Raw genomic sequence first — 21169 nt, forward strand, 5'->3', positions numbered from 1 at the left:
CATCTCCACCGTTGTAGTCAAGAAGTTAACGCAACATGCAATCATGGTGCCGGACCGGCGCCTACGGACGTTCCGCACCGCGGGCCGCGGATTCCGGGTGGAAATGCACCTGGGCCACCGCAGGGACCCGTGGCTAGGCTGGTAGATACAGAGAGTCCGCGGGTTCCCGCGGGCATCCCGGAGACTTCTAGAGGTGGTAATGATGCTGCTGGCGCTGATGCAGGCGAACTCCGCCGTGCTCGATGTGGAAGCCAACTGCGGCGCAGTCAATGACGCCGCCCAAAGGGCCGCTGCGGCCGGGGCCCGGGTGCTGGTCACGCCGGAACTGTTCGCCGTGGGTTACGCGCCCCTTCGGATCCGGGCGGAACTGGACCCCGCCAGGCTGCCGTCCATCCGCCGGCAGCTGGCCGACATCGCCCGGCGGAACGGCATCGCCCTGGTGTACAGCCTGCCGGCCGTGACCGCAGACGGCCGGTGGCAGATCACCTCCACGCTCGTGGACCAAGAGGGTGCAGAGCTGCTGAACTACGCCAAGGTGCACCTGTTCGGCGCGGAGGAGCGCAAGGCCTTCAGTGCTGCCACCGAACCTCCCGCCGTCGTGGACTTCCACGGGATCAGGACCTCCATGGTGATCTGCTACGACGTCGAATTTCCGGAGGCCGTGCGTGCTGCCGCAGTCCGCGGCGCCGAGCTGCTCCTGGTTCCCACGGCCCTGTCGCAGGGGTTCGATTCCGTCCCGCAGGTCCTGCTGCGCGCGCGGGCGCTGGAGAGCCAGCTGACCGTGGCCTACGCCAATCATTCGGGCACGGAGGACGGCTGCGACTTTCTGGGCGGCAGCGTGATCGCCGGACCCGACGGATCTTTGCTGGCCGCGGCCGGGGCGTCGGCGGACCTGTTGTTCGCCGAGGTCTCCGCAGCTGCCTCCCGAGAAGCGCGGGACGCCGTGCCGTACCTCCGGGAGCGCCGGCCGGACCTCTACCGTGACTGGGAACCGCGCGGGTCAGGCGCGGTACGCGGGCCCGCGGCGGCAGGGGAAGGATCCGCGGCCGGAGGTTCGTCCACGTACTGAAGGGCGAACCAGAGCTCCGCGCGCACCTGGGCCTGGTTGAGGTCGGTGTCCAGCAGTTCCGCGAGGGCATTGATCTGCCGGCGGACACTGTTGCGGTGGAGTCCCAAGGCCTTCGCTGTGGCGTCCCAGCTCCCGTTTTCGCCGAGCCAGGTCCGCAGCACCGCCAGCTGGGCGGACCGCCGCTCAGGGTCTTCCTGGCTGAGCACCGGCTCCAGCAGCCGGGCGGCAAGCATGCTCCCTGCCTCGCGTCCGAGCAGCCCGGCGACCGACCACGTCACCTCGTCCACCCGGGCACTCTTCCCGGTTGCCTGCACCCGCCCGCGCAGCGAAGTCACCCGCTGGTATGCGGACGCCAGCCCCTGGAACTCCGTGGCATCGCCGATCACCAGCCGCCAGCCGAGCTTCTCCGTCTCGGCCAGCAGTGCGTCGTCCACCTTGAGGCGTGTGATGGCGGCGAAGCCGTAGTCGGTGATCTCCACCAGCTTGGTGTCGAACATCCGGCGCCACTGCAGCAGTTCCCGGACGGGGCTGTCGCCAGCCGGCCAGTCGGCGTCGGCTTTGAGTCCCTGGACGACCCGCAGCGGTGCCGAACGCGTGGACGAAATGCTCTGCGCCAGGAGGTCCTTGAGCCCGTTGACATGCCTGGTCCCGCCGGACGCCACGCTGTCCGGGTGCAGCAGCAGCGCCGTCGCCAGCTGGCTCGGCGCGAGTGAGCCGCTGGTCCGCTGCCGCACCAGCAGTTCCAGGAGTCCGACGACAGAGGACACCACGCTGTTCTGCGCGGGCGTGAGGGGACTGCCGGATCCCAGGATCAGCGCGCCGAGGTTGGCGTCGCGGGTGCTGCGGAGCGGATGGCCGAACAACAGGGCGGAACCGGGCTCGTCGAGGGAATCCATTTCCACCCGGGGGCCGCTGCCGGCCAGCAGCTTTGTCAGTATCGGCTGCAGGGCGGAAAGTTCGACGGCGGCGGGCGCGTTCCGCGGTCCGCCTCCCGGGCTGGTGGAGCCGGCGCCGGCTGCGCCGACTGCACTTCCGCCGGCTGCTGCCCGGGCGCGGACCCGGCCGTCCGCACCCACGAGCAGGGCCCACACCGGGACCCGCTGCACCAGCGCCGCCAGGAGCTCGTGTTCCGGCCTGGCCGAAAGGACCGCGCGCATCAGCTGCCTGTTGGTGTCCGCCAGTTGCCGGAACACCCGGGCATTGTCCGATTCCAGCAGCTGGGAGAATTCCAGCCCGATCGCCGCAAACGGAACAGTCTTGGGAACTTCCACCAACGTCAGGTTGTGATGCCGGCACGCGTCAACCACGGCGTCGGGCACGGCATCAAAGTACGGTTCCAGCCCGAACCCCAAGGCACCCACGCCGGCGCCGACCAGCCGCTCCACGTAGGCGTCCACCTTCCCTCCTGCGCCGCCGTCGCCAAGGAACGGCAGCCCGGCGGTGAGGATGAATTCGCCGTCGAGCAGGTACGGCGTCGGGTCCTCCAGCTCGCTCGGTTCCACCCAACGGAGCAGCCCGGCGCCGTTGCCGCCGTCGTGGAGTATTTTCAGCTCCGCCGGCAGCTTCTGCAGGAACTGCGCCAGCGTGACGAAGCCGAGACGCTCGGCGGCCGCCTCACCCGCCAACGGGACCACCGGCTTCCTGGTAATCCGGGCACTCGTACGCACGCGGCAGGCGCGGGGCGATCCGGTTGATGATCTCGTCGCCGTGGCTGCCGATCGCCGCACCCCAGTCATCGGCGCTTGCCGCCCCGGTCTGCGGATCGCCAAATAGCACAGCTGTGTCACCAACGGCCACGCCGTTGGCATCCGGGCCCAGGTCCACCATGAACTGGTCCATGCAGACCTTGCCGATCACCGGGACCCGGCGGCCGCCAAGGAGGATGAGGCTGCGGCCCGAAATGCCCTTCGGAATGCCGTCCGCGTAACCCAGCGGGATCAGCCCCAGGTACCGCGGCTCGTGCGTGAAGGCCTGGTGCTCGTAGCTCACGCCGGTTCCGGCGGGCACCTTCTTCACCAACACCACCGGCGCTGTCACGGTCAGTGCCGGGCGCAGGCCAAAATCGGCCGGAGCAAGGTGGTCCGCCGGAGCCAGCCCGTAGAACGCCAGGCCGGCCCGCACCATGTCGAACGCGAATTCCGGCCGGTCAAGGATGTTGGCGGAGCTTGAGACGTGCCGGAGGGCCGGCTCCAGCCCTGCCGCCCTGGCCTCCCGGACGGCTTCTTCGAAGGCGTCCACGGCTGCCATGTTGGCGGGGTGCGCGGGAACATCGGCCCAGGCCAGGTGGGTCCAGACGCCCCTGACGGACAGGGTTCCCGCACGCTCGGCACAGCGGGCGGCGGCCACGAGCTCCGCCCAGTCCTCCGCCCGCGCCCCGCCGCGGCTCAGCCCCGTGTCCAGTTCAAGATGGACGACGGCGGGACGGCCCAGCCGGCGCGCAACGCCGGCCACGACGTCGAGCTGGGCAACGCTGCCCAGCGACACATCGACGTCGTACTCCAGCGCCTCCCGGATCGTCCCGCTGGAGGCCGCCGCGAGGTAAAGCCACGACAGGACGGGGGCGGTGATGCCCGCCCGGCGAAGGGCGATCGCCTCGTGAAGCTGCGCTGTGCCCAGCCAGTCCGCGCCGGCCTCCAGCGCTGTCCGGGCGACGTCGACCAGGCCGTGGCCGTAGGCGTTGCCCTTCACCACGGCCATGAAATGCGGTGCGGCGGAGCGCTCCCGGAGGTTGCGGATGTTGTCCGAAATGGCCGTAAGGTCAACGCTGACCTGCCCGGTCAGCGCCGCGGCCTGCGGGCTTTCGATGTGTGCATTAAGTCTCATGCCAGAACACTATAGGGCATTTTGCACAACGGTGAGAGGTGGCTCACAAACCTAAGCTGGACCAAGGGGAAACCGACAACTACTCACGAACGGACGTCAATGATGACTGTGCCTACACTCACCGGCCGGCAGCCGGCAGCTGCCCGCCGTCCGGGCCTGGCTGCGCAACTGCTGCGCCGCAAGCCGATCGGCCAGATGGTCAGCGAGGCCGAAAACGGCCATGGCGGCCCCAAACTGGTCCGGAGCTTCGGCGTCCTGCAGCTGACCATGATCAGTGTCGGCGCCACCCTGGGCACAGGCATCCTGGTTATCCTTGGCGAATCGGTGCCCCTGGCCGGTCCGGCCATCTGGATTTCGTTCGCGATCGCCGGCCTGGCCGCCCTGCTCTCTGCCGTTTCCTACGCCGAAATGGCCGGACTGGTCCCGGTGGCGGGCTCCAGCTACTCCTATACCTATGCCACCATGGGCGAAGGCATGGCCTGGATCTGTGGCTGGTGCCTCGTTCTGGAGTACGCCGTGTCGGTGGCTGCCGTGGCTGTGGGCGCGGGCCAGTACGTGAACGAGTCCCTGGCGGTCTTCGGGCAGGTCCTGCCGGACTCCATCTCCCAGCCGCCCGGTGACGGCGGCATCATGAACATCCCGGCCATGATCATCGTGGTCCTGGCCACGATCCTGCTGGTCCGCGGCGCCCGGGAAAGCGCCTGGATCAACACCGCCATCGTGGTGGTCAAGGTCGGCATCCTCCTCTTCTTCTGCGTCGTAGCCTTCACCGCCTTCAACGCAGGCAACTTCGAACCGCTCCTGCCCATGGGCGCAGCCGGTGTCTCGGCCGCCGCCTCTACGGTGTTCTTTTCCTACATCGGGTTCGACGCCGCCTCCACCGCCGGCGAGGAAGCCCGCAACCCCAAGCGGGACCTGCCACGCGCCATCATGCTCTCCATGCTGATCGTCACAACCATCTACGTCCTCGTGGCTGTCGCCGCCATCGGCGCCCGCCCCTGGGGCTGGTTCGATGGCACCGAAGCCGCCCTGGTCAAGATCCTTGAAGAGACCACCGGGCAGCCGTGGATTGCCCTGGTCTTCGCCGTCGGCGCCGTGCTGGCCATTGCCAGCATCGTCCTGACCGTCCTCTACGGACAGACCCGCATCCTGCTCTCGATGTCCCGCGACGGCCTGATCCCCAGGATCTTCGGCCGCGTCTCGTCCCGCACCGGCACACCGGTTGCCGGAACCCTGATCGTGGGCATCGCCGTCGCCCTCACCGCCGGGCTGGTCCCGCTCGGGGCACTGGCGGACGCCACCAGCATCGGCACCCTGTTTGCCTTTGCCCTGGTCAACGTTGCCGTCATCTACCTGCGGCGCAACCGCCCCGAGCTCAAGCGCACCTTCCGCGTGCCGCTGTTCCCGTTGACCCCGATCCTCGGCGCCCTGATGTGTGCGTTCCTCATGGCCAACCTTGGCGCCGACACCTGGGTGGTCTTCGGCATCTGGATGCTGGTGGGCCTCGCAGCCTACTTCGGCTACGGCCGGCGCCACTCCAGGGTGGCGGCGCTCAGCCACGAGGAATACCGTGAACTCAGCGGGCGCGAAACTTCAACACCGTCCACCACCGAACCGACGAAGGCAGACCTTTCATGACCATCGCCACCGAACTGCCGGCAAACGATCCCGCGGCCGCACCCGGCCCGGACGCCGGGCCAACACCGGGCCAGGCAAACGACGCCCCCATCACCATGCTGAACCCGGACTTCCCGTTCAGCTATGACCACTACCTCGCCAACCCGGCCGGCCTCGGGTCGGTCCCGCCCGAGCTGTACGGGACCGAAGTGGCAGTGGTCGGGGCAGGGCTCTCCGGGCTGGTCACGGCTTACGAACTGATGAAGCTGGGCCTCCGCCCGGTCATGTACGAGGCGGACCAGATCGGCGGCCGGCTGCGCACCGCCAGCTTCCCTTCGGCGCCGGGCGTGATGGCGGACCTCGGCGGCATGCGGTTCCCGGTGTCAGGCAGGGCGTTCTACCACTATGTGGACCTGCTGGGCCTGCAGACCCAGGAGTTCCCCAACCCGCTGGCCGCCGCCACCTCCAGCACCGTGATCGAACTGGCCGGGCAGAAGCACTACGCCAGCACCCCGGCAGACCTGCCGCCGTTCTTCCGCGAAGTGGCGGACGCCTGGAAGGCAGCCGTGAACGACGGCGCCAAGTTCAGTGAGATGCAGGACGCCATCCGTGCGCGGGACACGGCCAGGATCAAGGAGATCTGGAACGAACTCCTGCCGCTTATGGACGAACAGACGTTCTACGGCTTCATCGCCGCCAGCGAGTCCTTCAAGGAAGCGGGCTTCGCCCACCGCGAAGCGTTCGGCCAGGTGGGCTTCGGAACCGGCGGCTGGGACACGGACTTTCCCAACTCCATCCTCGAAATCCTGCGCGTCGTCTATACGGACGCCGATGACCAGCACCGCCTCATCGCAGGGGGAGCGCAGCGGCTCCCCGAGGCACTGTGGCAGCACGCGCCGTCGGGCATGGCCCACTGGCCGGAAGGGACGTCACTCGCGTCACTGCATTCGGGCTCCCCGCGCGGTGCCGTGGACCGGATCAGCCGGGACGCCAACGGCGACCTGCGCCTGCGCGAACGCTGGGGCCGGGAGGCGTCCTATCCTGCGGTGGTCACCACGTGCCAGTCCTGGCTGCTGTCCACCCGGATCCACACCGAGGAGGCATTGTTCCCGGCGGAGCTGTGGACGGCAATCGAACGCTCGCACTATATGCAGTCCTCCAAGACCTTCGTGATGGTGGACCGTCCGTTCTGGAAGGACACCGATCCGGCGACCGGCCGCGACGTCATGTCCATGACCCTGACCGACCGGTTGAACCGCGCGACCTACCTGCTGGATGACGGCCCGGACAAGCCCGCCGTCATCCTGCTCTCCTACACCTGGAACGACGACGCGCTGAAGTGGCTCGCGCTCGACGCCGACCAGCGGGTGGAGCTCATGCTGCACTCACTCGAGCAGATCTACCCGGGCGTGGACATCGCCAGCCACATCATTGGCCAGCCCATCACGGTCTCGTGGGAGGCGGACCCCAACTTCATGGGCGCCTTCAAGGCGAACCTGCCCGGGCACTACCGCTACCAGCAGCGGCTGTTCACGCACTTCAAGCAGGACAAACTGCCGGAGGGCCAGCGCGGGATCTTCCTCGCCGGCGATGACGTATCGTTCACCGCCGGCTGGGCCGAGGGCGCCGTGACCACCGGCCTCAACGCAGTCTGGGGCGTGGTGAACCACCTCGGCGGACACTCCGCTGCGGGGAATCCGGGCCCGGGCGAGCTGCTGGACGCGCTGGGGCCGATCAGCCTGGACTAGCCGTGCATTTCCCGGTGCGCCCGGGCCAGTTCGCGGTAGTGCGCGGCGTTGCGCTGCACGCCGTCGTACTCTTCGTCGGTGAGCTCGCGCCGGACTTTCGCCGGGACGCCGGCCACCAGCGACCGCGGCGGGATGACCGTTCCTTCGAGGACGACGGCGCCGGCCGCCACGAGCGAGCCGGCGCCGATCACCGCGCCGTTGAGGATGGTGGCGCTCATGCCGATGAGGCAGTCGTCCTCAACGGTGCAGCCGTGCACGACGGCGCTGTGCCCCACGCTGACGCGGGCGCCCACGGTGCAGGGGAATCCGGGGTCGGCGTGCAGCACCACGTTGTCCTGCAGGTTGCTGCCGGCGCCTACGGTGATGGCGGCGGTGTCCGCACGGACAGAGACGCCGTAGAACGCGCTGGAGTCCTCGGCCAAGGTGGCATTGCCGATCACGGAGGCGCTGGGGGCAACGAAGACTGAAGGGTGGACATCCGGGCTGGTGCCGGCAAAAGGATAGAGAGGAGCCATGAGCCCAGCCTAGGACACTGTTCACGTCAGCCCACGTACGGGGTCTCCGCAGGCGGACTTTGTGCCTAGTGACGCCGCTGACCTGACTCACTAGCATGGGGCCATGGAACTTCGGGGTTTTGGCCCTCACGGGCTTCAGCTGCAAGGACTTCACCTGCGGAAGGACGGAGGCGGCGGGGCCGGCAGGTTCCGACGATTGATGCGGCGGATTGAACAGCTCGAGGCCCTTGACCCTGCAGTCTCGTTGGCTGAGCCGCGGGCCGGCCGCCTCGTCGAAAACCCGCGGATGCGCAGCTTCCTCCATGGCGACGCAACCGGAATACCCCTGCACGGCATCCTGACCGATGTCCCCTTCGGGGCGTGGTTCATGGCGATGTACCTCGACCTGTTTGCGGATCCCGGGACCCAGCGGGCAGCCACCCGGCTGGTGGGCCTTGGCGTCCTGGCCGCGGCGCCCACGGCACTGACCGGATGGGCCGAGTGGGCGCTGGCCGGCAGGGCAACGCAGCGGGTTGGCATCGTCCACGCCGGGCTGAATGGCGTGGCCGTGCTGATCTTCCTCGGATCCTGGACCGCGCGGCGCCGGGGCAAGCACAGGCTCGGCGTCCGGCTGGCCCGGATCGGGGCACTGCTGTTGATTGCGGCCGCATTCCTGGGCGGATACATGGGCAGCGCCCGTCGGGGTACATAGGACAGCGCACGGCTTCCCCAACTAGGTAGCAGCAGGTGTCGTTATGAGCCCTCAAAACGACACCTGCTGCTACCTAGTTGGGTTGGGCTGGGCAGGGGGAGTGCGGAGGACCAGGAACTGGTAGTGCTGTGTCCAATGACCCGCGCCCGGGCCTGATTCAGCGCCCGTGCCCTCCGGCCATGTGACGAATTCCTCGATGTCGCCGTGCCGGCCGAAGATCCGCCGCAGCGCTGCGTCGCTGCGGCGGCTGAAAAAGCGCGGCGGCTCTATTTCGTCTTCGGGGTTGAGTACCTCTTCGTCGTCCCCGGACCAGAGTCCGACGGCGATCGGCGCCCCGGGGGCGGCCACGCGCACCAGTTCGCGGACGACGTCGTCAATGTCCCGGTTGGGGACGTGCAGCAGCGTGCTCATGCTCCACACTGCCGGGAAGACGCCGTCGGCGAAGGGCAGGCTCCGGGCGCTGGCAACCGAGACGTTCAGTCCCTTGGACGTTGCTATCCGCACGTGCTCTTCGGACAGGTCAATGCCCGTGTAGTGGATCCCGGACTGGACGAACTTCAGCCCGTCGAGCCCCAAGCCGGAGCCGATTTCCAGCACGCCGTGCCGGCCTTCGGCCTTCAGCCGGGCGATGAACCGGTCCCGCTGCTCCACGCGCTGAGGGGTCAGCGGATGCTCCGGATGAAGGACCGCCCTCTGGTTGTAGAACGCGGCCAGCCGGTCCTCGCCCCCATGCTCCGTGGCGAAGTGCTCGACCACTAGTTGAAGACGACCGTGCGGTTCCCGTCGAGCAGCACCCTGTGCTCGGCGTGCCACTGGACTGCCTGGGCCAGCGTGCGGCCTTCCACGTCGCGGCCCATCTGCACGAACTGTTCGGCCGTGCGGCGGTGGTCCACCCGGATGACTTCCTGTTCGATGATCGGTCCCTCGTCCAGGGCGGCCGTGACGTAGTGCGCCGTGGCGCCGATCAGCTTCACGCCGCGGGCGTGGGCCTGGTGGTAGGGCTTCGCGCCTTTAAAGGACGGCAGGAAGGAGTGATGGATGTTGATGGCCTTGCCGGTGAGCTCGGTGCACAGGTCGTTGGACAGGATCTGCATGTAGCGGGCCAGGACGGTCAGTTCGACGCCTTCCTCCGCGATGATCTTCCGCAACTCGTCCTCGGCCTGGACCTTGGTGTCCGCAGTGACGGGGATGTAGTGGAACGGAATGCCGTAGAACTCCGCCAGCCCGGCCAGGTCCTGGTGGTTGGACACGATGGCGGGGATCTCGATGGGCAGCGTGCCGGAGCGCTGCAGGAACAGGAGATCGTTGAGGCAGTGGGCGGACTTGCTCGCCATCAGCAGCGTGCGGACCTTGCGTCCCTCGGGGTTCAGGCTCCACTGCATGCCGAACGCAGCCGCCACCGGTTCCAGCGCCGCGTACACGTCAGCCTGCGAACCAGCCGTGGTCGCCTCAACCCGCATGAAGAAGGTGCCGGTGGACTGGCTGCCGTACTGCTGCGAGTCCGTAATATTGCAGCCTGCCACGAGCAGTGCTCCCGCAACGGCATGCACGATGCCGGGACGGTCGGGGCAGGAAAGGGTCAGTACGTAGGCGGAGGCCAGCTGGTCTTCAGTCACGAAGAACAGCCTACCCGCGCCGGAGGCTCTGCTTTCGACGGGATGGACGGTCCACATTAAAGGTTTTTGATAGGCTTAACCGGTCGCAACTGGCGTTGGATGGCTAACCATCAGGGAGCGGCACCTACGAAGACCACGGATCGTACGCCTGGGCCGAGGGTCATGTTTTGCCGGTAGGCAGTTTAACCGCTGCCGACCCATGGCGCCGTGCTGCCCGTAACCAAGGGGCGGAGCAACGTCACAGCCGGTAGCCTGACCTTAGCAGCGCCCATCCCTAGCCAGGAGTTTTTCGTGACTACATCACCGACTTCCGTCAGCACTTCCTCCACCGTCAGTAACCTGCCGCTGGCTGAGCTCGATCCCGAGATCGCCGCCGTACTGGACCAGGAGCTTGGCCGCCAGCGCGGCACCCTGGAAATGATCGCCTCCGAAAACTTCGCCCCGCGCGCCGTCATGGAAGCCCAAGGCTCCGTCCTGACCAACAAGTACGCCGAGGGCTACCCGGGGCGCCGCTACTACGGCGGCTGCGAATACGTGGACATCGCCGAGCAGTTGGCGATCGACCGCGTCAAGGAACTGTTTGGCGCCGAATACGCCAACGTCCAGCCGCACTCCGGTGCACAGGCCAACGCCGCAGCACTGTCGGCCATGATCACGCCCGGTGACAAGATTCTGGGCCTCTCCCTGGCTCACGGCGGCCACCTCACCCACGGCATGAAGCTCAACTTCTCCGGCAAGCTCTACAACGTGGCCGCCTACCAGGTGGAGCAGGACAACTTCCGCGTCGATATGGACAAGCTCCGCGAGCAGGCCATCGCCGAGAAGCCCCAGGTGATCATTGCCGGTTGGTCCGCCTACCCGCGCCACCTGGACTTCGCAGCCTTCCGCTCCATCGCCGATGAAGTCGGTGCGCTCCTCTGGACGGACATGGCGCACTTCGCCGGCCTCGTGGCAGCGGGCCTGCACCCGAGCCCGGTGCCGTACTCCGACGTCGTCACCTCCACCGTGCACAAGACCCTCGCCGGCCCCCGCTCCGGTGTGATCCTGGCTAAGCAGGAGTGGGCCAAGAAGCTCAACTCCAACGTCTTCCCCGGCCAGCAGGGCGGACCGCTGATGCACGTCATCGCCGCCAAGGCCGTTGCCTTCAAGATTGCCGGCACCGAGGAATTCAAGGAGCGCCAGGAGCGTGTCCTCGAAGGCGCCAAGATCATTGCCGACCGCCTGAACCAGGCCGACGTCGCCGAAGCCGGCGTCTCGGTACTCACCGGCGGCACCGACGTGCACCTGGTCCTGGTGGACCTGCGCAACTCGCAGCTGGACGGCCAGCAGGCAGAGGACCTCCTGCACTCCGTGGGCATCACCGTGAACCGCAACGCCGTCCCGTTCGACCCCCGCCCGCCGATGGTCACCTCCGGCCTGCGCATCGGTACCCCTGCCCTGGCCACCCGCGGCTTCGGCGCCGAGGAATTCACCGAGGTTGCCGAGATCATCGCCACCGCACTGAAGGCCGGCTCCGCTACGGACGTTGACGCCCTGCAGGCCCGCGTGGATAAGCTCGCGGCCGACTTCCCGCTCTACCCGCAGCACGAGCAGTGGTGAACCCGTCCATGTCGCAGACTGCAAGGATCCTTGACGGCAAGGCAGCTGCTGCCGCCATCAAATCCGAGCTGGCTGAGCGTGTCGCAGCACTGAAGGCCCACGGCGTCATCCCGGGCATCGCCACCGTGCTCGTGGGCGCGGACCCGGCCTCGCAGCTGTACGTGTCCATGAAGCACAAGCAGTCCGTGGAGATCGGGATGAACTCGATCCAGCGTGAGCTTCCGGCGGATGCCACCCAGGCCCAGGTTGAGGCCCTCATTGACGAACTCAATGCGGACCCCGCCTGCCACGGGTACATCGTGCAGCTGCCGCTGCCCAAGCACCTGGACACCGACGCCATCCTCGAACGGATCGACCCCGCCAAGGATGCCGACGGACTGCACCCGACCAACCTTGGCCGGCTGGTGCTCAACGTCAACGGCGAGATCACCTCGCCGCTGCCGTGTACGCCCCGGGGCGTCATCGAGCTCCTGGAGCGCAACGGCTACAGCCTCGCCGGCAAGCACGTTGTGGTGGTCGGCCGTGGCGTCACCATCGGCCGCTCGATCGGCCTGCTGCTCACCCGGCGGGCCGTGAACGCCACCGTGACCCTGACGCACACCGGCACCAAGAACCTCTCGGAGCTGCTGCGGCAGGCAGACGTCATCGTGGGTGCGGCGGGTGCCAAGCACATCGTCAAGGCTGCGGACGTGAAGCCGGGCGCTGCCGTGCTCGACGTCGGTGTCACCCGTGAAACCGACCCCGAGACGGGCAAGAGCAAGGTCCACGGCGACATCGAACCTGCCGTTGCCGAAGTAGCCGGCTGGATTTCGCCGAACCCCGGCGGCGTCGGTCCCATGACCGTGGCACTGCTGATGACCAACGTGGTCGAAGCCGCCGAACGCCAAATGGCGGCGGAAAGCAGCGCCGGCGCTGCCTAAGCTGACTGACTGAAAAGGCAACAGGGCGCCTACTCCCGGGGGAGTAGGCGCCCTACGCCGTTAAGCCGACGACGCGGGACGGTCGGCGCGGCTAGGCTCGGAGTATGCCGCGCCGATTCCAGGGTCCGCCCACTGCCTTCGTGGTGATCGCCGTGGCTGTGGTCCAGGTGGTGGGCACGGTCTTCGCCGCCGCGCGCCAGCCGGACACGCGGCCCCTGGACGCCCTGGCCTTCGTGCTGCTGCTCGCCGGCCCGGCAGCGTTGTCCCTCCGGCGGCGGTCCCCGGCAGTCATGCTCCCTGCGGTTGCCGCGGCAACCCTCTTGTACCTGGCCTCCGGTTATCCCTGGGGTCCCGTGCTGCTTTCCCTGGCGCTGGCCATCGTCTTCTCGGCGGCCGCCGGCAGGCGGTGGCAGACGTGGACGGTGGTTGTGGCCTGCGCCGCCGCACTGGTGGCCCACTTTGTGGCCGCCGGCGACGACGGTGCCCTGATCCGGGCCGTGGCCGGAACATCGTGGCTGGTGATCCTGGTGCTGCTGGGGGAGGGCGCCCGGCTCCGCCATGAACGGGTGGCCGAAAGGCGCCGCCAGCAGGAAACCCGCGAACAGGCCGCCCGCGACGAATACCGCCTTGCCCTCGCCAGGGACATCCATGACGTTGTGGCGCACTCGCTGTCCATGATCAACGTCCGGGCCTCGGTGGCACTCCACCTGGGGGACCGGGATCCCGACCAGTTCCGCCCCGCCCTGGAGGCCATCAAAGCGGCGAGCAAGGAATCCCTGGACGAGGTCCGCCAGCTTTTGGGCGTGCTCCGGGACGATGCACCGCTCCGTCCGGCGTCGGGGCCGGGGCTGCGCAAGCTCCCCGAACTTGCCGAGAACGCGCGCCGTACCGGGCTGGACCTGAAGCTGCAGGCCCTCCCGGACACCGGAACGGACACGCCGGTCGCGGGAGCCGTGGAGGAAGCGGCCTACCGGATCGTGCAGGAGGCGCTCACCAACGTGGTGAGGCACTCCGGCGCCGGCCGCGCCGCCGTCGTGCTGGAAATTCCCGCGGAGGGGCCCGACGCCGGACAGCTCACCATAACGGTCGACGACGACGGCCGCGGCGCCGCCGGCGCACCGGAGGGCAACGGCCTGACCGGGATACGGGAGCGTGCGGCGGCGCTGGGCGGCACGGTCCGGTTCCTCCCGCTGCATCCGGGGTGGCGGGTCCAGGCGGTCCTGCCGCTGGGTAGCACCCCGAATACGGTCGCTCAGATTGAAGGGCAGCAATGATCCGCATCCTGATCGCCGATGACCAGACACTCATCCGTGCCGGATTCCGTGCGCTCCTGGACGCCGAATCGGACATGGAAGTCGTGGCTGAATGCGGAACCGGTGACGAGGCCGTCCGGCTGGCGGCACGTGAGCACCCCGACGTCGTGCTCATGGACATCCGCATGCCGCAGGGCGACGGACTGGACGCGACCCGCCGGATCCTGGCCGATACGGCCCTTCCTGGAACGCGGGTCATCATCCTCACCACCTTCGAACTGGACGAGTACATCGCCGAGGCCGTGCGGGCGGGCGCGGCCGGGTTCCTCGTCAAGGACACCGAGCCGGAGGAACTGCTCCGCGCTGTGCGCGTGGTGCACGACGGCGACGCCCTCCTGTCGCCGTCAGTGACGCGCAGGATCATGGCCCAGTTGGCCCTCCAGCCCCGCGCGGCCGGCAAGCCGCCCGACGCCGGGCTGGACCGGATCACCGACCGTGAACGCGAAGTGCTCCGGCTGGTGGGGGAGGGACTGAACAACGCGGAAATCGCCGGGCGGCTCTTCATCACGCCGCTGACCGCCAAGACCCACGTCTCGCGGATCATGGCAAAGCTGCAGGTCCGGGACCGTGTGCAACTGGTGGTGCTGGCCTATGAGTCGGGTCTGGTCCGGCCCGGCTGGAGCAGCTGACGCGTCTCCGGGGATTCTCCAGGGGGAGTCTCCCGGGGGAGTACGCCGCCCGCCCCAAGTGCCTCCCGTCGCCGGACGACGGCGGGGCGTCCCCAAACCAGACTTGAAGCAGAGCCGAGATACGGCTCGTTGAGAGTTTGGAGCTGACATGTTGACAGCAATGAGCACCGCCATCAGCGCCGCCGCTGTGCAGGCGGCGGCGGTGCAACTTCCGGCCGGCGTCGCCGTCCATGCCCCGTGGTACGACGGCGGGTTCTCGCCCTGGTTCCTGCTGTTCCCGCTGTTCTGGATCCTGGTCATCGGCCTGATCATTTTCATCGCCCGACGGACGTGGCGGACCAACCACCGCTGGGCGGCGCGACAGGGCGGTGAAGGAGTGCTCCGCGAACGGTACGCGCGGGGGGAAATCGACGAAACGGAGTACCGCCAGCGCCTGCAGGTCCTCCGCGCAGAGGAAAAGTAGGTCCGCCTCCGGCGCCCTTAACAGCAGGGCGCCGGGGACGGGACGGGGCGGACAAAATCGAATGGATTTTTTGAGATTCAACTCTTTCTTTGTTCGAACGTGAGTACTAACGTTGTGTGGGTGCCTGAACTTGTGTCCAACGAAGAACTGTCAAGCAAACCATCCCGCAGCCAGACTCAGGGCGACCAGATGCACTACGTCATCACCGCCAAAAACCTCACCAAAACGTATGGCGACGTCACCGCCGTCGACGGCATTTCCTTCAGTGTCCCGGCCGGCGAGGCCTTCGGCCTGCTTGGCCCCAACGGTGCAGGCAAGTCCACCACCATGAAGATGATTGGCGGCGTCTCGCAGCGCACCTCGGGAAGCCTGTCCATCATGGGGCTGGACCCGGAAAGCCACGGGCCGGAAGTCCGCGCCCACCTGGGTGTTGTGCCACAGCAGGACAACCTCGACGAAGAGCTCAAGGTGCGCGACAACCTGCTGGTCTACGGCCGCTACTTCGGGCTGCCGATGAGCTACCTGCGTCCCAAAGCGGATGAGCTGCTGGAGTTCGCCCAGCTGACGGAAAAGGCCAAGTCCAAGGTGGACGCACTCTCCGGCGGCATGAAGCGGCGGCTGACCATTGCGCGCTCGCTGATCAACGAACCCCGGATCCTGCTGCTGGACGAGCCCACCACGGGCCTGGACCCGCAGGCCCGGCACATTCTCTGGGACAGGCTGTTCCGGCTCAAGGAACAGGGCGTCACGCTCATCCTGACCACGCACTACATGGACGAGGCCGAACAGCTGTGCGACCGTTTGATCGTCGTGGACAAGGGCCGGATCATGGCCGAGGGCTCGCCCGCCAGCCTGATCCGGGAGTACTCCACCCGTGAAGTCCTGGAGCTGCGCTTCGGCTCGGAACGCAATGCCACCATCGGTGCCGAGCTGGAGGGCATCGGCGAGCGGCTGGAGACGCTCCCGGACCGGGTGCTGATCTACGCCCACGACGGCGAGGCCGCCCTGGAACAGGTCTCCGCGCGCGGACTGCGCCCGGTCACCTCGCTCGTCCGCCGGTCATCCCTGGAGGATGTTTTCCTCCGCCTCACCGGTAGGAGCCTCGTTGACTGATCAGTCCGCGCCTGCCGTTTCGGATGCCGGCCGCGGTTCTGCCGCGCCCGCCCTGCTTCGCGCCCACTCGCCGGCCGTGTCCGCTGCCCGTGCCCGCCGCTGGGGCTCTTTCTACTACGCAGAGCAGGTCCTCCGCGTCATGAAGGGCTACGGTTGGACCATCGTGATGTACGGCGTGGGACAGCCCGTGGCGTACCTGTTCGCCATGGGCGTTGGCCTGGCCACCCTGGTGGACACGAACAGCCAGGCCGCGTTCGGCGGCGTCAGCTACCTCGCGTTCATTGCCCCCGCCCTGCTGATCTCGGCTGCGGTCATGACGGCAGCCAACGAATTCACGTTCCCGGTCATGGACGGGTTCAAATGGCGCCGCGTCTACTACGGGCCGCACGCTTCACCGCTCACGCCGGAACAGATCGCCTCCGGCCACATCATGGCCGTGACGCTGCGGTTCCTGCTGCAGTCCGCCATCTATTTCGTGGTGGTGGCGCTCTTCGGTGCGTCGCCGAGCGGCTGGGGCTGGGTGTCCGTCCTGGTGGCCACGCTGGCGGGGCTGTCGTTCGGCCTCCCGTTGATGGCCTATGCCGCGTCCATCAAGGAGGACAAGGGCCAGTTCGCCATGGTGATGCGGTTCATCGTGACCCCGCTGTTCCTGTTCTCGGGGACGTTCTTCCCGCTCGATTCGCTGCCGCTCGCGGTGCGGTGGATCGGCTGGATTTCGCCGATCTGGCACGGCACGGAACTGGGCCGGGTCTTCAGCTACGGCTACGAGGAACCGCCGCTGCTGACCATCGCCCACATCGTGTTCCTGGCGGGTCTCACCGTTGCCGGCTGGATGCTCACCAAGCGCCAATTCGTCAGGAGGCTGGGCCAATGAGCACTCTGGCAGAAAGCCACAACCCAGGAAGTCACAACCCGGGAGGCCACAGCGTCACCGAAGCGGCACGGAACCGCCGCTTCGGGCCCATGTACTCACGGAACGTCAAGGCAGTCATCGCCCGCGGGCTCATGGCCACCAAGAGCAGCAACTGGATGGTGATGCTCTCCGGCTTCTTCGAGCCGGTGCTCTACCTGATCTCCATGGGGGTTGGCCTGGGCGCAATCGTGGGCGCCGTGCAGGGTCCCGGCGGCCAGGAAATCAGCTACGCCGCGTACATTGCGCCGGCGCTCCTGGCCGTCTCCGCGATGAACGGCGCCGTGTACGACTCCACCTGGAACGTCTTCTTCAAGATGAACTTCGCCAAGCTGTACCAGGGCATGCTCTACACGTCCCTGGGGCCGCTGGACGTGGCCATGGGGGAGATCTTCCTTGCGCTGCTGCGGGGCCTGCTGTACGCCACCGGGTTCACCGCCGTCATGGGACTCATGGGGCTGATCACCACGCCCTGGGCCATCCTCATGATTCCGGCGTCCGTGCTGATCGCCTTCGGTTTCGCCAGCTTCGGGATGGGGATCACCAGCTTCATGAAGACCTTCCAGCAGATGGACTGGATCAACTTCGTGATGCTCCCGATGTTCCTCTTCAGCGCCACCTTCTACCCGCTCAGCGTGTACCCGCAGTACATCCAGTGGCTCATCCAGGCCATGCCCCTGTGGCATGGGGTGGAGCTGCTCCGGCAGATCAGCGTCGGGATTTTCAGCCCCGCCACGGCCATCCATGTCGGGTACTACCTCGTGATGATCGTGCTGGGGGTCATGCTCACCGCCGGGCGCTTGCGCAAGCTGTTCCTGAAGTAGCGTTCGCCCCGGGTGGAAGCGGCCATTTCCACCGCCGCGTGTTTGAGACAATGGAGGCATGCGAACTCTGGGTAACCCTAACTCTGCCTCCAACCCGGCCAAGGGCGGGTTCTCAATGCTCCGGATCAGCGGCCCGGGAATGATGGTTTTCGTCATTGCCTTCGTCGTTGCCGTCATCTTCGCCGCCAACCAGAACGACGTCGTGGGCTGGGTTGTGGCCATCATCGCCGCGTTCTGGCTCGCGCTGGCCGCGTTCGTCGTCTTCAGCATCCAGAAGGCGGCCAAGAAGGCGACCGCCAAACTCAACGAGGCGCAGAACGCCTTCAACGCCGCGACCGGCCGCGCACCGTCGTCGGGCAGTGCCGACCACGGCGGCACCCGCCTGGTGAAGTCACGCAGCGAGGCTGACGAAGTCCGGGACCTGAAGCTGGACCACTCCTTCAAGATCGTCCAGGTCCAGGTGCGGGTCGTCGACCAGGAACGGGCCAAGGGCGACGCAGCAGACCAGGACACCATCCGCCGCGCACTGGAAACCATCGAAATCACGGCCACCAATGCCAGGGACATGATCAAGTCCTCCGGTGGCGCTGACGAACCCGTCAGCGGAACCATCATCGACTAGAGTGGAGCGGGTGAGCTCGGCATTGAAGAAGGACCACCTTCGCATCGCATCAGTCAACGTCAACGGCCTCCGCGCCGCCTACAAGAACGGCATGGCGGAATGGCTTGAACCCCGGGACGTGGACATTCTCTGTCTCCAGGAGGTCAGGGCACCCGACGCGATTGTTCGGCAGCTCCTTGGCGAGGGCTGGTTCATCCTGCATGAGGAAGCCGAGGCCAAGGGCCGCGCAGGCGTGGCCATTGCCTCCCGCACCGAGCCGCTGGCCACCCGCTCACACATCGGCGACGACTATTTCGCCACCGCGGGCCGCTGGGTCGAGGCAGACTTCCGGGTGACGGACGCCGCCGGTGCAGCCGCCACACTGACAGTGGTCAGCGCCTACGTGCACTCCGGCGAGGCAGGAACGCCCAAACAGGACGACAAGTTCCGTTTCCTCGACGTTATGGTCAACCGTCTTCCGGAGCTGGCAAAGCACAGCGACCATGCCCTCGTGGTGGGCGACCTGAACGTGGGCCACACCGAGCTGGATATCAGGAACTGGAAGGGCAACGTCAAGCGTGCCGGCTTCCTTCCGGAGGAGCGTGCCTACTTCGACCGCTTCTTCGGCGAAGAAATCGGATGGAGGGATGTCCACAGGGGCCTGGCGGGAAACGTCGACGGCCCCTACACCTGGTGGTCCCAGCGCGGCAAAGCCTTTGACAATGACACAGGCTGGCGCATCGACTACCACATGGCCACCCCCGCCCTTGCTGCCGCCGCGATTTCGGCAGTGGTGGACCGGGCGCCGTCATGGGACACCCGCTTCTCCGACCACGCACCGCTGGTAGTGGACTACCAGCTCTGAGCCCCGAAGGTTTTTCTCACAATGACTAGCTCGACTTCCCCCGTGACCAAGAAACGCATCCTCTCCGGTGCCAAGCCCACAGCGGACTCGCTGCACCTGGGCAACTACATTGGCGCGGTCCGCAACTGGGTCGACATGCAGGCCGAATATGACGCCGTGTTCTTCATCCCCGACCTCCACGCCATCACGGTGGACTTCGAACCCGCCGAGCTGGCCAAGCGCACCCGCGTGGTCGCCGCGCAGTACATTGCCGCGGGCATCGACCCGGACAAGAGCATCTTCTTCGTGCAGTCCCATGTCCCCGAACACGCCCAGCTGGCCTGGGCCCTGAACTGCATCACCGGCTTCGGCGAGGCCTCCCGCATGACGCAGTTCAAGGACAAGACCCAGAAGTCGGGTACGGACGCCGCAACCCTCGGCCTGTTCGCCTACCCCACCCTCATGGCCGCGGACATCCTCCTGTACCAGACCGACCTTGTGCCGGTCGGCGAGGACCAGCGCCAGCACCTGGAACTGACCCGGAACCTGGCCCAGCGCTTCAACACCCGCTTCGGCCACACGTTCACGGTCCCCGAGGCCACCATCCTCAAGGCCACCGCCAAGATCTACGACCTCCAGAGCCCGACTGCCAAGATGTCGAAGACCGGCGGGTCGCCCCACGGTTCCATCCAGCTCCTGGAGGACCCCAAACTCGCGGCCAAGCGCATCAAGTCCGCTGTGACTGACACCGGAACGGAGATCCGGTTCGACGCCGAAGCCAAGCCGGGCGTGTCCAACCTGCTCACCATTTATTCGACCCTTACCGGGAAGTCCGTCGCCGAGCTCGAGGCGGAATACCAGGGCAAGATGTACGGCCACCTCAAAAAGGACCTCGCGGATATTATGGTCGACTTCATCACGCCCCTCCGGGACCGGACCAACGAACTGATGGCGGACCCGGCGGAGCTGGACAGGCTCCTGGCCCAGGGCGCCGAACGCGCCCGGGAAATCGCGTCCGTGACCCTGGGCCAGGTCTATGAGCGCATGGGTTTCCTGCCGTCCCTCAGCCTCGCCGGAGTCCGCTAGACCTATGTCATCCGCCAGCAAGGTCACGGCAAGCGAAAACTCCCCTGCATACCGCGGGGAGGGACAATTCGTTGACGCCGACGATGACGCTGCCGTGGTCCGTGGCACCGCGCCGGGTAACCGCCAGGCCAGGACCGACGGCATGAGCGTCGGCGTCATCCTGGGTTTCCCGCCTGACATCGCCGAGGAACTGCAGCGCTGGCGAGCCTCCTTCGGCGACCCCATGGCCGGGGTGATCCCCGCGCACATCACGCTGGTCACCACCACGCCCACCAAGGACTGGGAAGCCACCCGCAGCCATGTCCGTGAGGTGGCGCGCAACCAGCAGCCGTTCACGGTCACCATCGCCGGAACAGGCTCGTTCCGGCCGGTTTCCCCGGTGGTCTTCCTGAACGTCGAAGACGGCTTCGGCGACTGCGTGAGCCTGCACGAACAGCTGCAGACCGGGCCGCTGGAACGCGAATTGCCGTTTGCCTACCACCCGCATGTGACCATTGCCCACGATGTGGCGCCGGAGAGCCTGGATGAGGCCGAAACGGTGCTCAAGGATTACCGGGCCACGTTCCCTGTGGTTAGCATGGGGCTGTACGAGCACGACATCAACGGCATTTGGCAGCTAAGGGAAGAACTCGACTTTGGCATCGAAACTGACCACGCCCGAGGAAAGTCCGGCGCAGAACGGCGCTGAGCCTCCGCTTCCTACGGAGCGCGCCCGGCTGAAGCTGGAAGTGAGTCGGAAGAAGGTCGAGTGGAGCAAAGCCCGCAGGTCCGGCAGCGGGGGAGCCGCC

21 protein-coding genes are annotated in these 21169 nt (G+C 67.1%); 16 read left to right on the top strand and 5 right to left on the bottom strand.

Features of this window, described 5'->3' with window-relative positions:
• Positions 1 to 202 precede the first annotated feature (202 nt).
• Entirely contained in the window at positions 203 to 1069 is an 867-nt protein-coding gene (locus AB0N24_RS02230; RefSeq protein ID WP_364120596.1) for a nitrilase-related carbon-nitrogen hydrolase, read from the top strand.
• On the opposite strand, the gene AB0N24_RS02235 is transcribed toward AB0N24_RS02230, so the two are convergent.
• Together AB0N24_RS02235 and alr are read right to left on the bottom strand one after the other, a co-directional pair.
• Positions 976 to 2694, bottom strand: a complete 1719-nt coding sequence (locus AB0N24_RS02235) for a PucR family transcriptional regulator (protein WP_364120599.1) — start codon at positions 2692 to 2694, stop codon at positions 976 to 978. The two genes, AB0N24_RS02230 and AB0N24_RS02235, sit on opposite strands and share 94 nt — an antisense overlap.
• Complete coding sequence (alr, locus tag AB0N24_RS02240; RefSeq protein WP_364119865.1) at positions 2684 to 3892, bottom strand: alanine racemase; 1209 nt, start codon at positions 3890 to 3892, stop codon at positions 2684 to 2686. The genes AB0N24_RS02235 and alr overlap by 11 nt, the downstream gene beginning before the upstream one ends.
• 102 nt (positions 3893 to 3994) lie before the next feature.
• On the opposite strand from alr, the gene AB0N24_RS02245 reads away from it, so the two are divergent.
• Together AB0N24_RS02245 and AB0N24_RS02250 are read left to right on the top strand one after the other, a co-directional pair.
• Entirely contained in the window at positions 3995 to 5530 is a 1536-nt protein-coding gene (locus AB0N24_RS02245; protein ID WP_364119868.1) for an amino acid permease, read from the top strand.
• Complete coding sequence (locus AB0N24_RS02250) at positions 5527 to 7257, top strand: NAD(P)/FAD-dependent oxidoreductase (RefSeq protein ID WP_364119870.1); 1731 nt, start codon at positions 5527 to 5529, stop codon at positions 7255 to 7257. Before AB0N24_RS02245 ends, AB0N24_RS02250 begins: the two co-directional genes overlap by 4 nt.
• On the opposite strand, the gene AB0N24_RS02255 is transcribed toward AB0N24_RS02250, so the two are convergent.
• Positions 7254 to 7772, bottom strand: coding sequence for a gamma carbonic anhydrase family protein (locus AB0N24_RS02255; protein ID WP_364119873.1), 519 nt, complete (start codon positions 7770 to 7772; stop codon positions 7254 to 7256). The two genes, AB0N24_RS02250 and AB0N24_RS02255, sit on opposite strands and share 4 nt — an antisense overlap.
• A gap of 103 nt (positions 7773 to 7875) precedes the next feature.
• Between AB0N24_RS02255 and AB0N24_RS02260 the strand changes: the two genes are divergently transcribed.
• A complete protein-coding gene (locus tag AB0N24_RS02260; protein ID WP_364119876.1) occupies positions 7876 to 8463 on the top strand; it encodes a DUF2231 domain-containing protein in 588 nt (195 codons plus the stop codon).
• A 69-nt stretch (positions 8464 to 8532) separates the two neighbouring features.
• Here the strand turns inward: AB0N24_RS02260 and AB0N24_RS02265 are convergent, their stop codons facing one another.
• Positions 8533 to 9219 carry a class I SAM-dependent methyltransferase gene (locus AB0N24_RS02265; protein ID WP_364119879.1) on the bottom strand — a complete coding sequence of 229 codons (687 nt, stop codon included), beginning with the start codon at positions 9217 to 9219 and terminating at the stop codon, positions 8533 to 8535.
• On the bottom strand, positions 9219 to 10079 hold the full coding sequence (gene purU / locus AB0N24_RS02270; protein WP_364119882.1) for a formyltetrahydrofolate deformylase: 861 nt from the start codon (positions 10077 to 10079) through the stop codon (positions 9219 to 9221). The genes AB0N24_RS02265 and purU overlap by 1 nt, the downstream gene beginning before the upstream one ends.
• Positions 10080 to 10370: 291 nt before the next feature.
• On the opposite strand from purU, the gene glyA reads away from it, so the two are divergent.
• From glyA to AB0N24_RS02330, 12 genes are all read left to right on the top strand, one after another.
• Positions 10371 to 11678 (top strand): serine hydroxymethyltransferase, encoded by a 1308-nt coding sequence (glyA, locus tag AB0N24_RS02275; RefSeq protein WP_364119885.1) that lies wholly within the window; start codon positions 10371 to 10373, stop codon positions 11676 to 11678.
• An 8-nt stretch (positions 11679 to 11686) separates the two neighbouring features.
• Entirely contained in the window at positions 11687 to 12598 is a 912-nt protein-coding gene (locus AB0N24_RS02280) for a bifunctional methylenetetrahydrofolate dehydrogenase/methenyltetrahydrofolate cyclohydrolase (protein WP_364119888.1), read from the top strand.
• A gap of 104 nt (positions 12599 to 12702) precedes the next feature.
• Positions 12703 to 13872 carry a sensor histidine kinase gene (locus AB0N24_RS02285; RefSeq protein WP_364119891.1) on the top strand — a complete coding sequence of 390 codons (1170 nt, stop codon included), beginning with the start codon at positions 12703 to 12705 and terminating at the stop codon, positions 13870 to 13872.
• Complete coding sequence (locus AB0N24_RS02290) at positions 13869 to 14540, top strand: response regulator transcription factor (RefSeq protein WP_364119894.1); 672 nt, start codon at positions 13869 to 13871, stop codon at positions 14538 to 14540. The genes AB0N24_RS02285 and AB0N24_RS02290 overlap by 4 nt, the downstream gene beginning before the upstream one ends.
• Positions 14541 to 14688: 148 nt before the next feature.
• Complete coding sequence (locus AB0N24_RS02295; RefSeq protein ID WP_364119896.1) at positions 14689 to 15003, top strand: SHOCT domain-containing protein; 315 nt, start codon at positions 14689 to 14691, stop codon at positions 15001 to 15003.
• Between the two features lie 189 nt (positions 15004 to 15192).
• Complete coding sequence (locus AB0N24_RS02300; protein ID WP_364120602.1) at positions 15193 to 16116, top strand: ABC transporter ATP-binding protein; 924 nt, start codon at positions 15193 to 15195, stop codon at positions 16114 to 16116.
• Entirely contained in the window at positions 16109 to 16990 is an 882-nt protein-coding gene (locus AB0N24_RS02305; RefSeq protein WP_364119899.1) for an ABC transporter permease, read from the top strand. The genes AB0N24_RS02300 and AB0N24_RS02305 overlap by 8 nt, the downstream gene beginning before the upstream one ends.
• Positions 16987 to 17850, top strand: a complete 864-nt coding sequence (locus AB0N24_RS02310) for an ABC transporter permease (protein WP_364119901.1) — start codon at positions 16987 to 16989, stop codon at positions 17848 to 17850. The genes AB0N24_RS02305 and AB0N24_RS02310 overlap by 4 nt, the downstream gene beginning before the upstream one ends.
• A 58-nt stretch (positions 17851 to 17908) precedes the next feature.
• Positions 17909 to 18472, top strand: coding sequence for a hypothetical protein (locus AB0N24_RS02315; protein ID WP_364119904.1), 564 nt, complete (start codon positions 17909 to 17911; stop codon positions 18470 to 18472).
• Positions 18473 to 18482: 10 nt separating this feature from the next.
• The gene (locus AB0N24_RS02320) at positions 18483 to 19316 is read left to right on the top strand and encodes an exodeoxyribonuclease III (RefSeq protein ID WP_364119907.1); all 834 of its coding nucleotides are present in this window, start codon (positions 18483 to 18485) and stop codon (positions 19314 to 19316) included.
• A gap of 21 nt (positions 19317 to 19337) precedes the next feature.
• The gene (gene trpS, locus AB0N24_RS02325) at positions 19338 to 20381 is read left to right on the top strand and encodes a tryptophan--tRNA ligase (protein ID WP_364119910.1); all 1044 of its coding nucleotides are present in this window, start codon (positions 19338 to 19340) and stop codon (positions 20379 to 20381) included.
• 142 nt (positions 20382 to 20523) lie between these two features.
• Complete coding sequence (locus tag AB0N24_RS02330) at positions 20524 to 21069, top strand: 2'-5' RNA ligase family protein (protein ID WP_364120605.1); 546 nt, start codon at positions 20524 to 20526, stop codon at positions 21067 to 21069.
• The last annotated feature ends 100 nt before the right edge of the window (positions 21070 to 21169 follow it).

Origin of the sequence: Arthrobacter sp. NPDC093128, assembly GCF_040683875.1 — a bacterium.
Classification (GTDB): domain Bacteria; phylum Actinomycetota; class Actinomycetes; order Actinomycetales; family Micrococcaceae; genus Arthrobacter.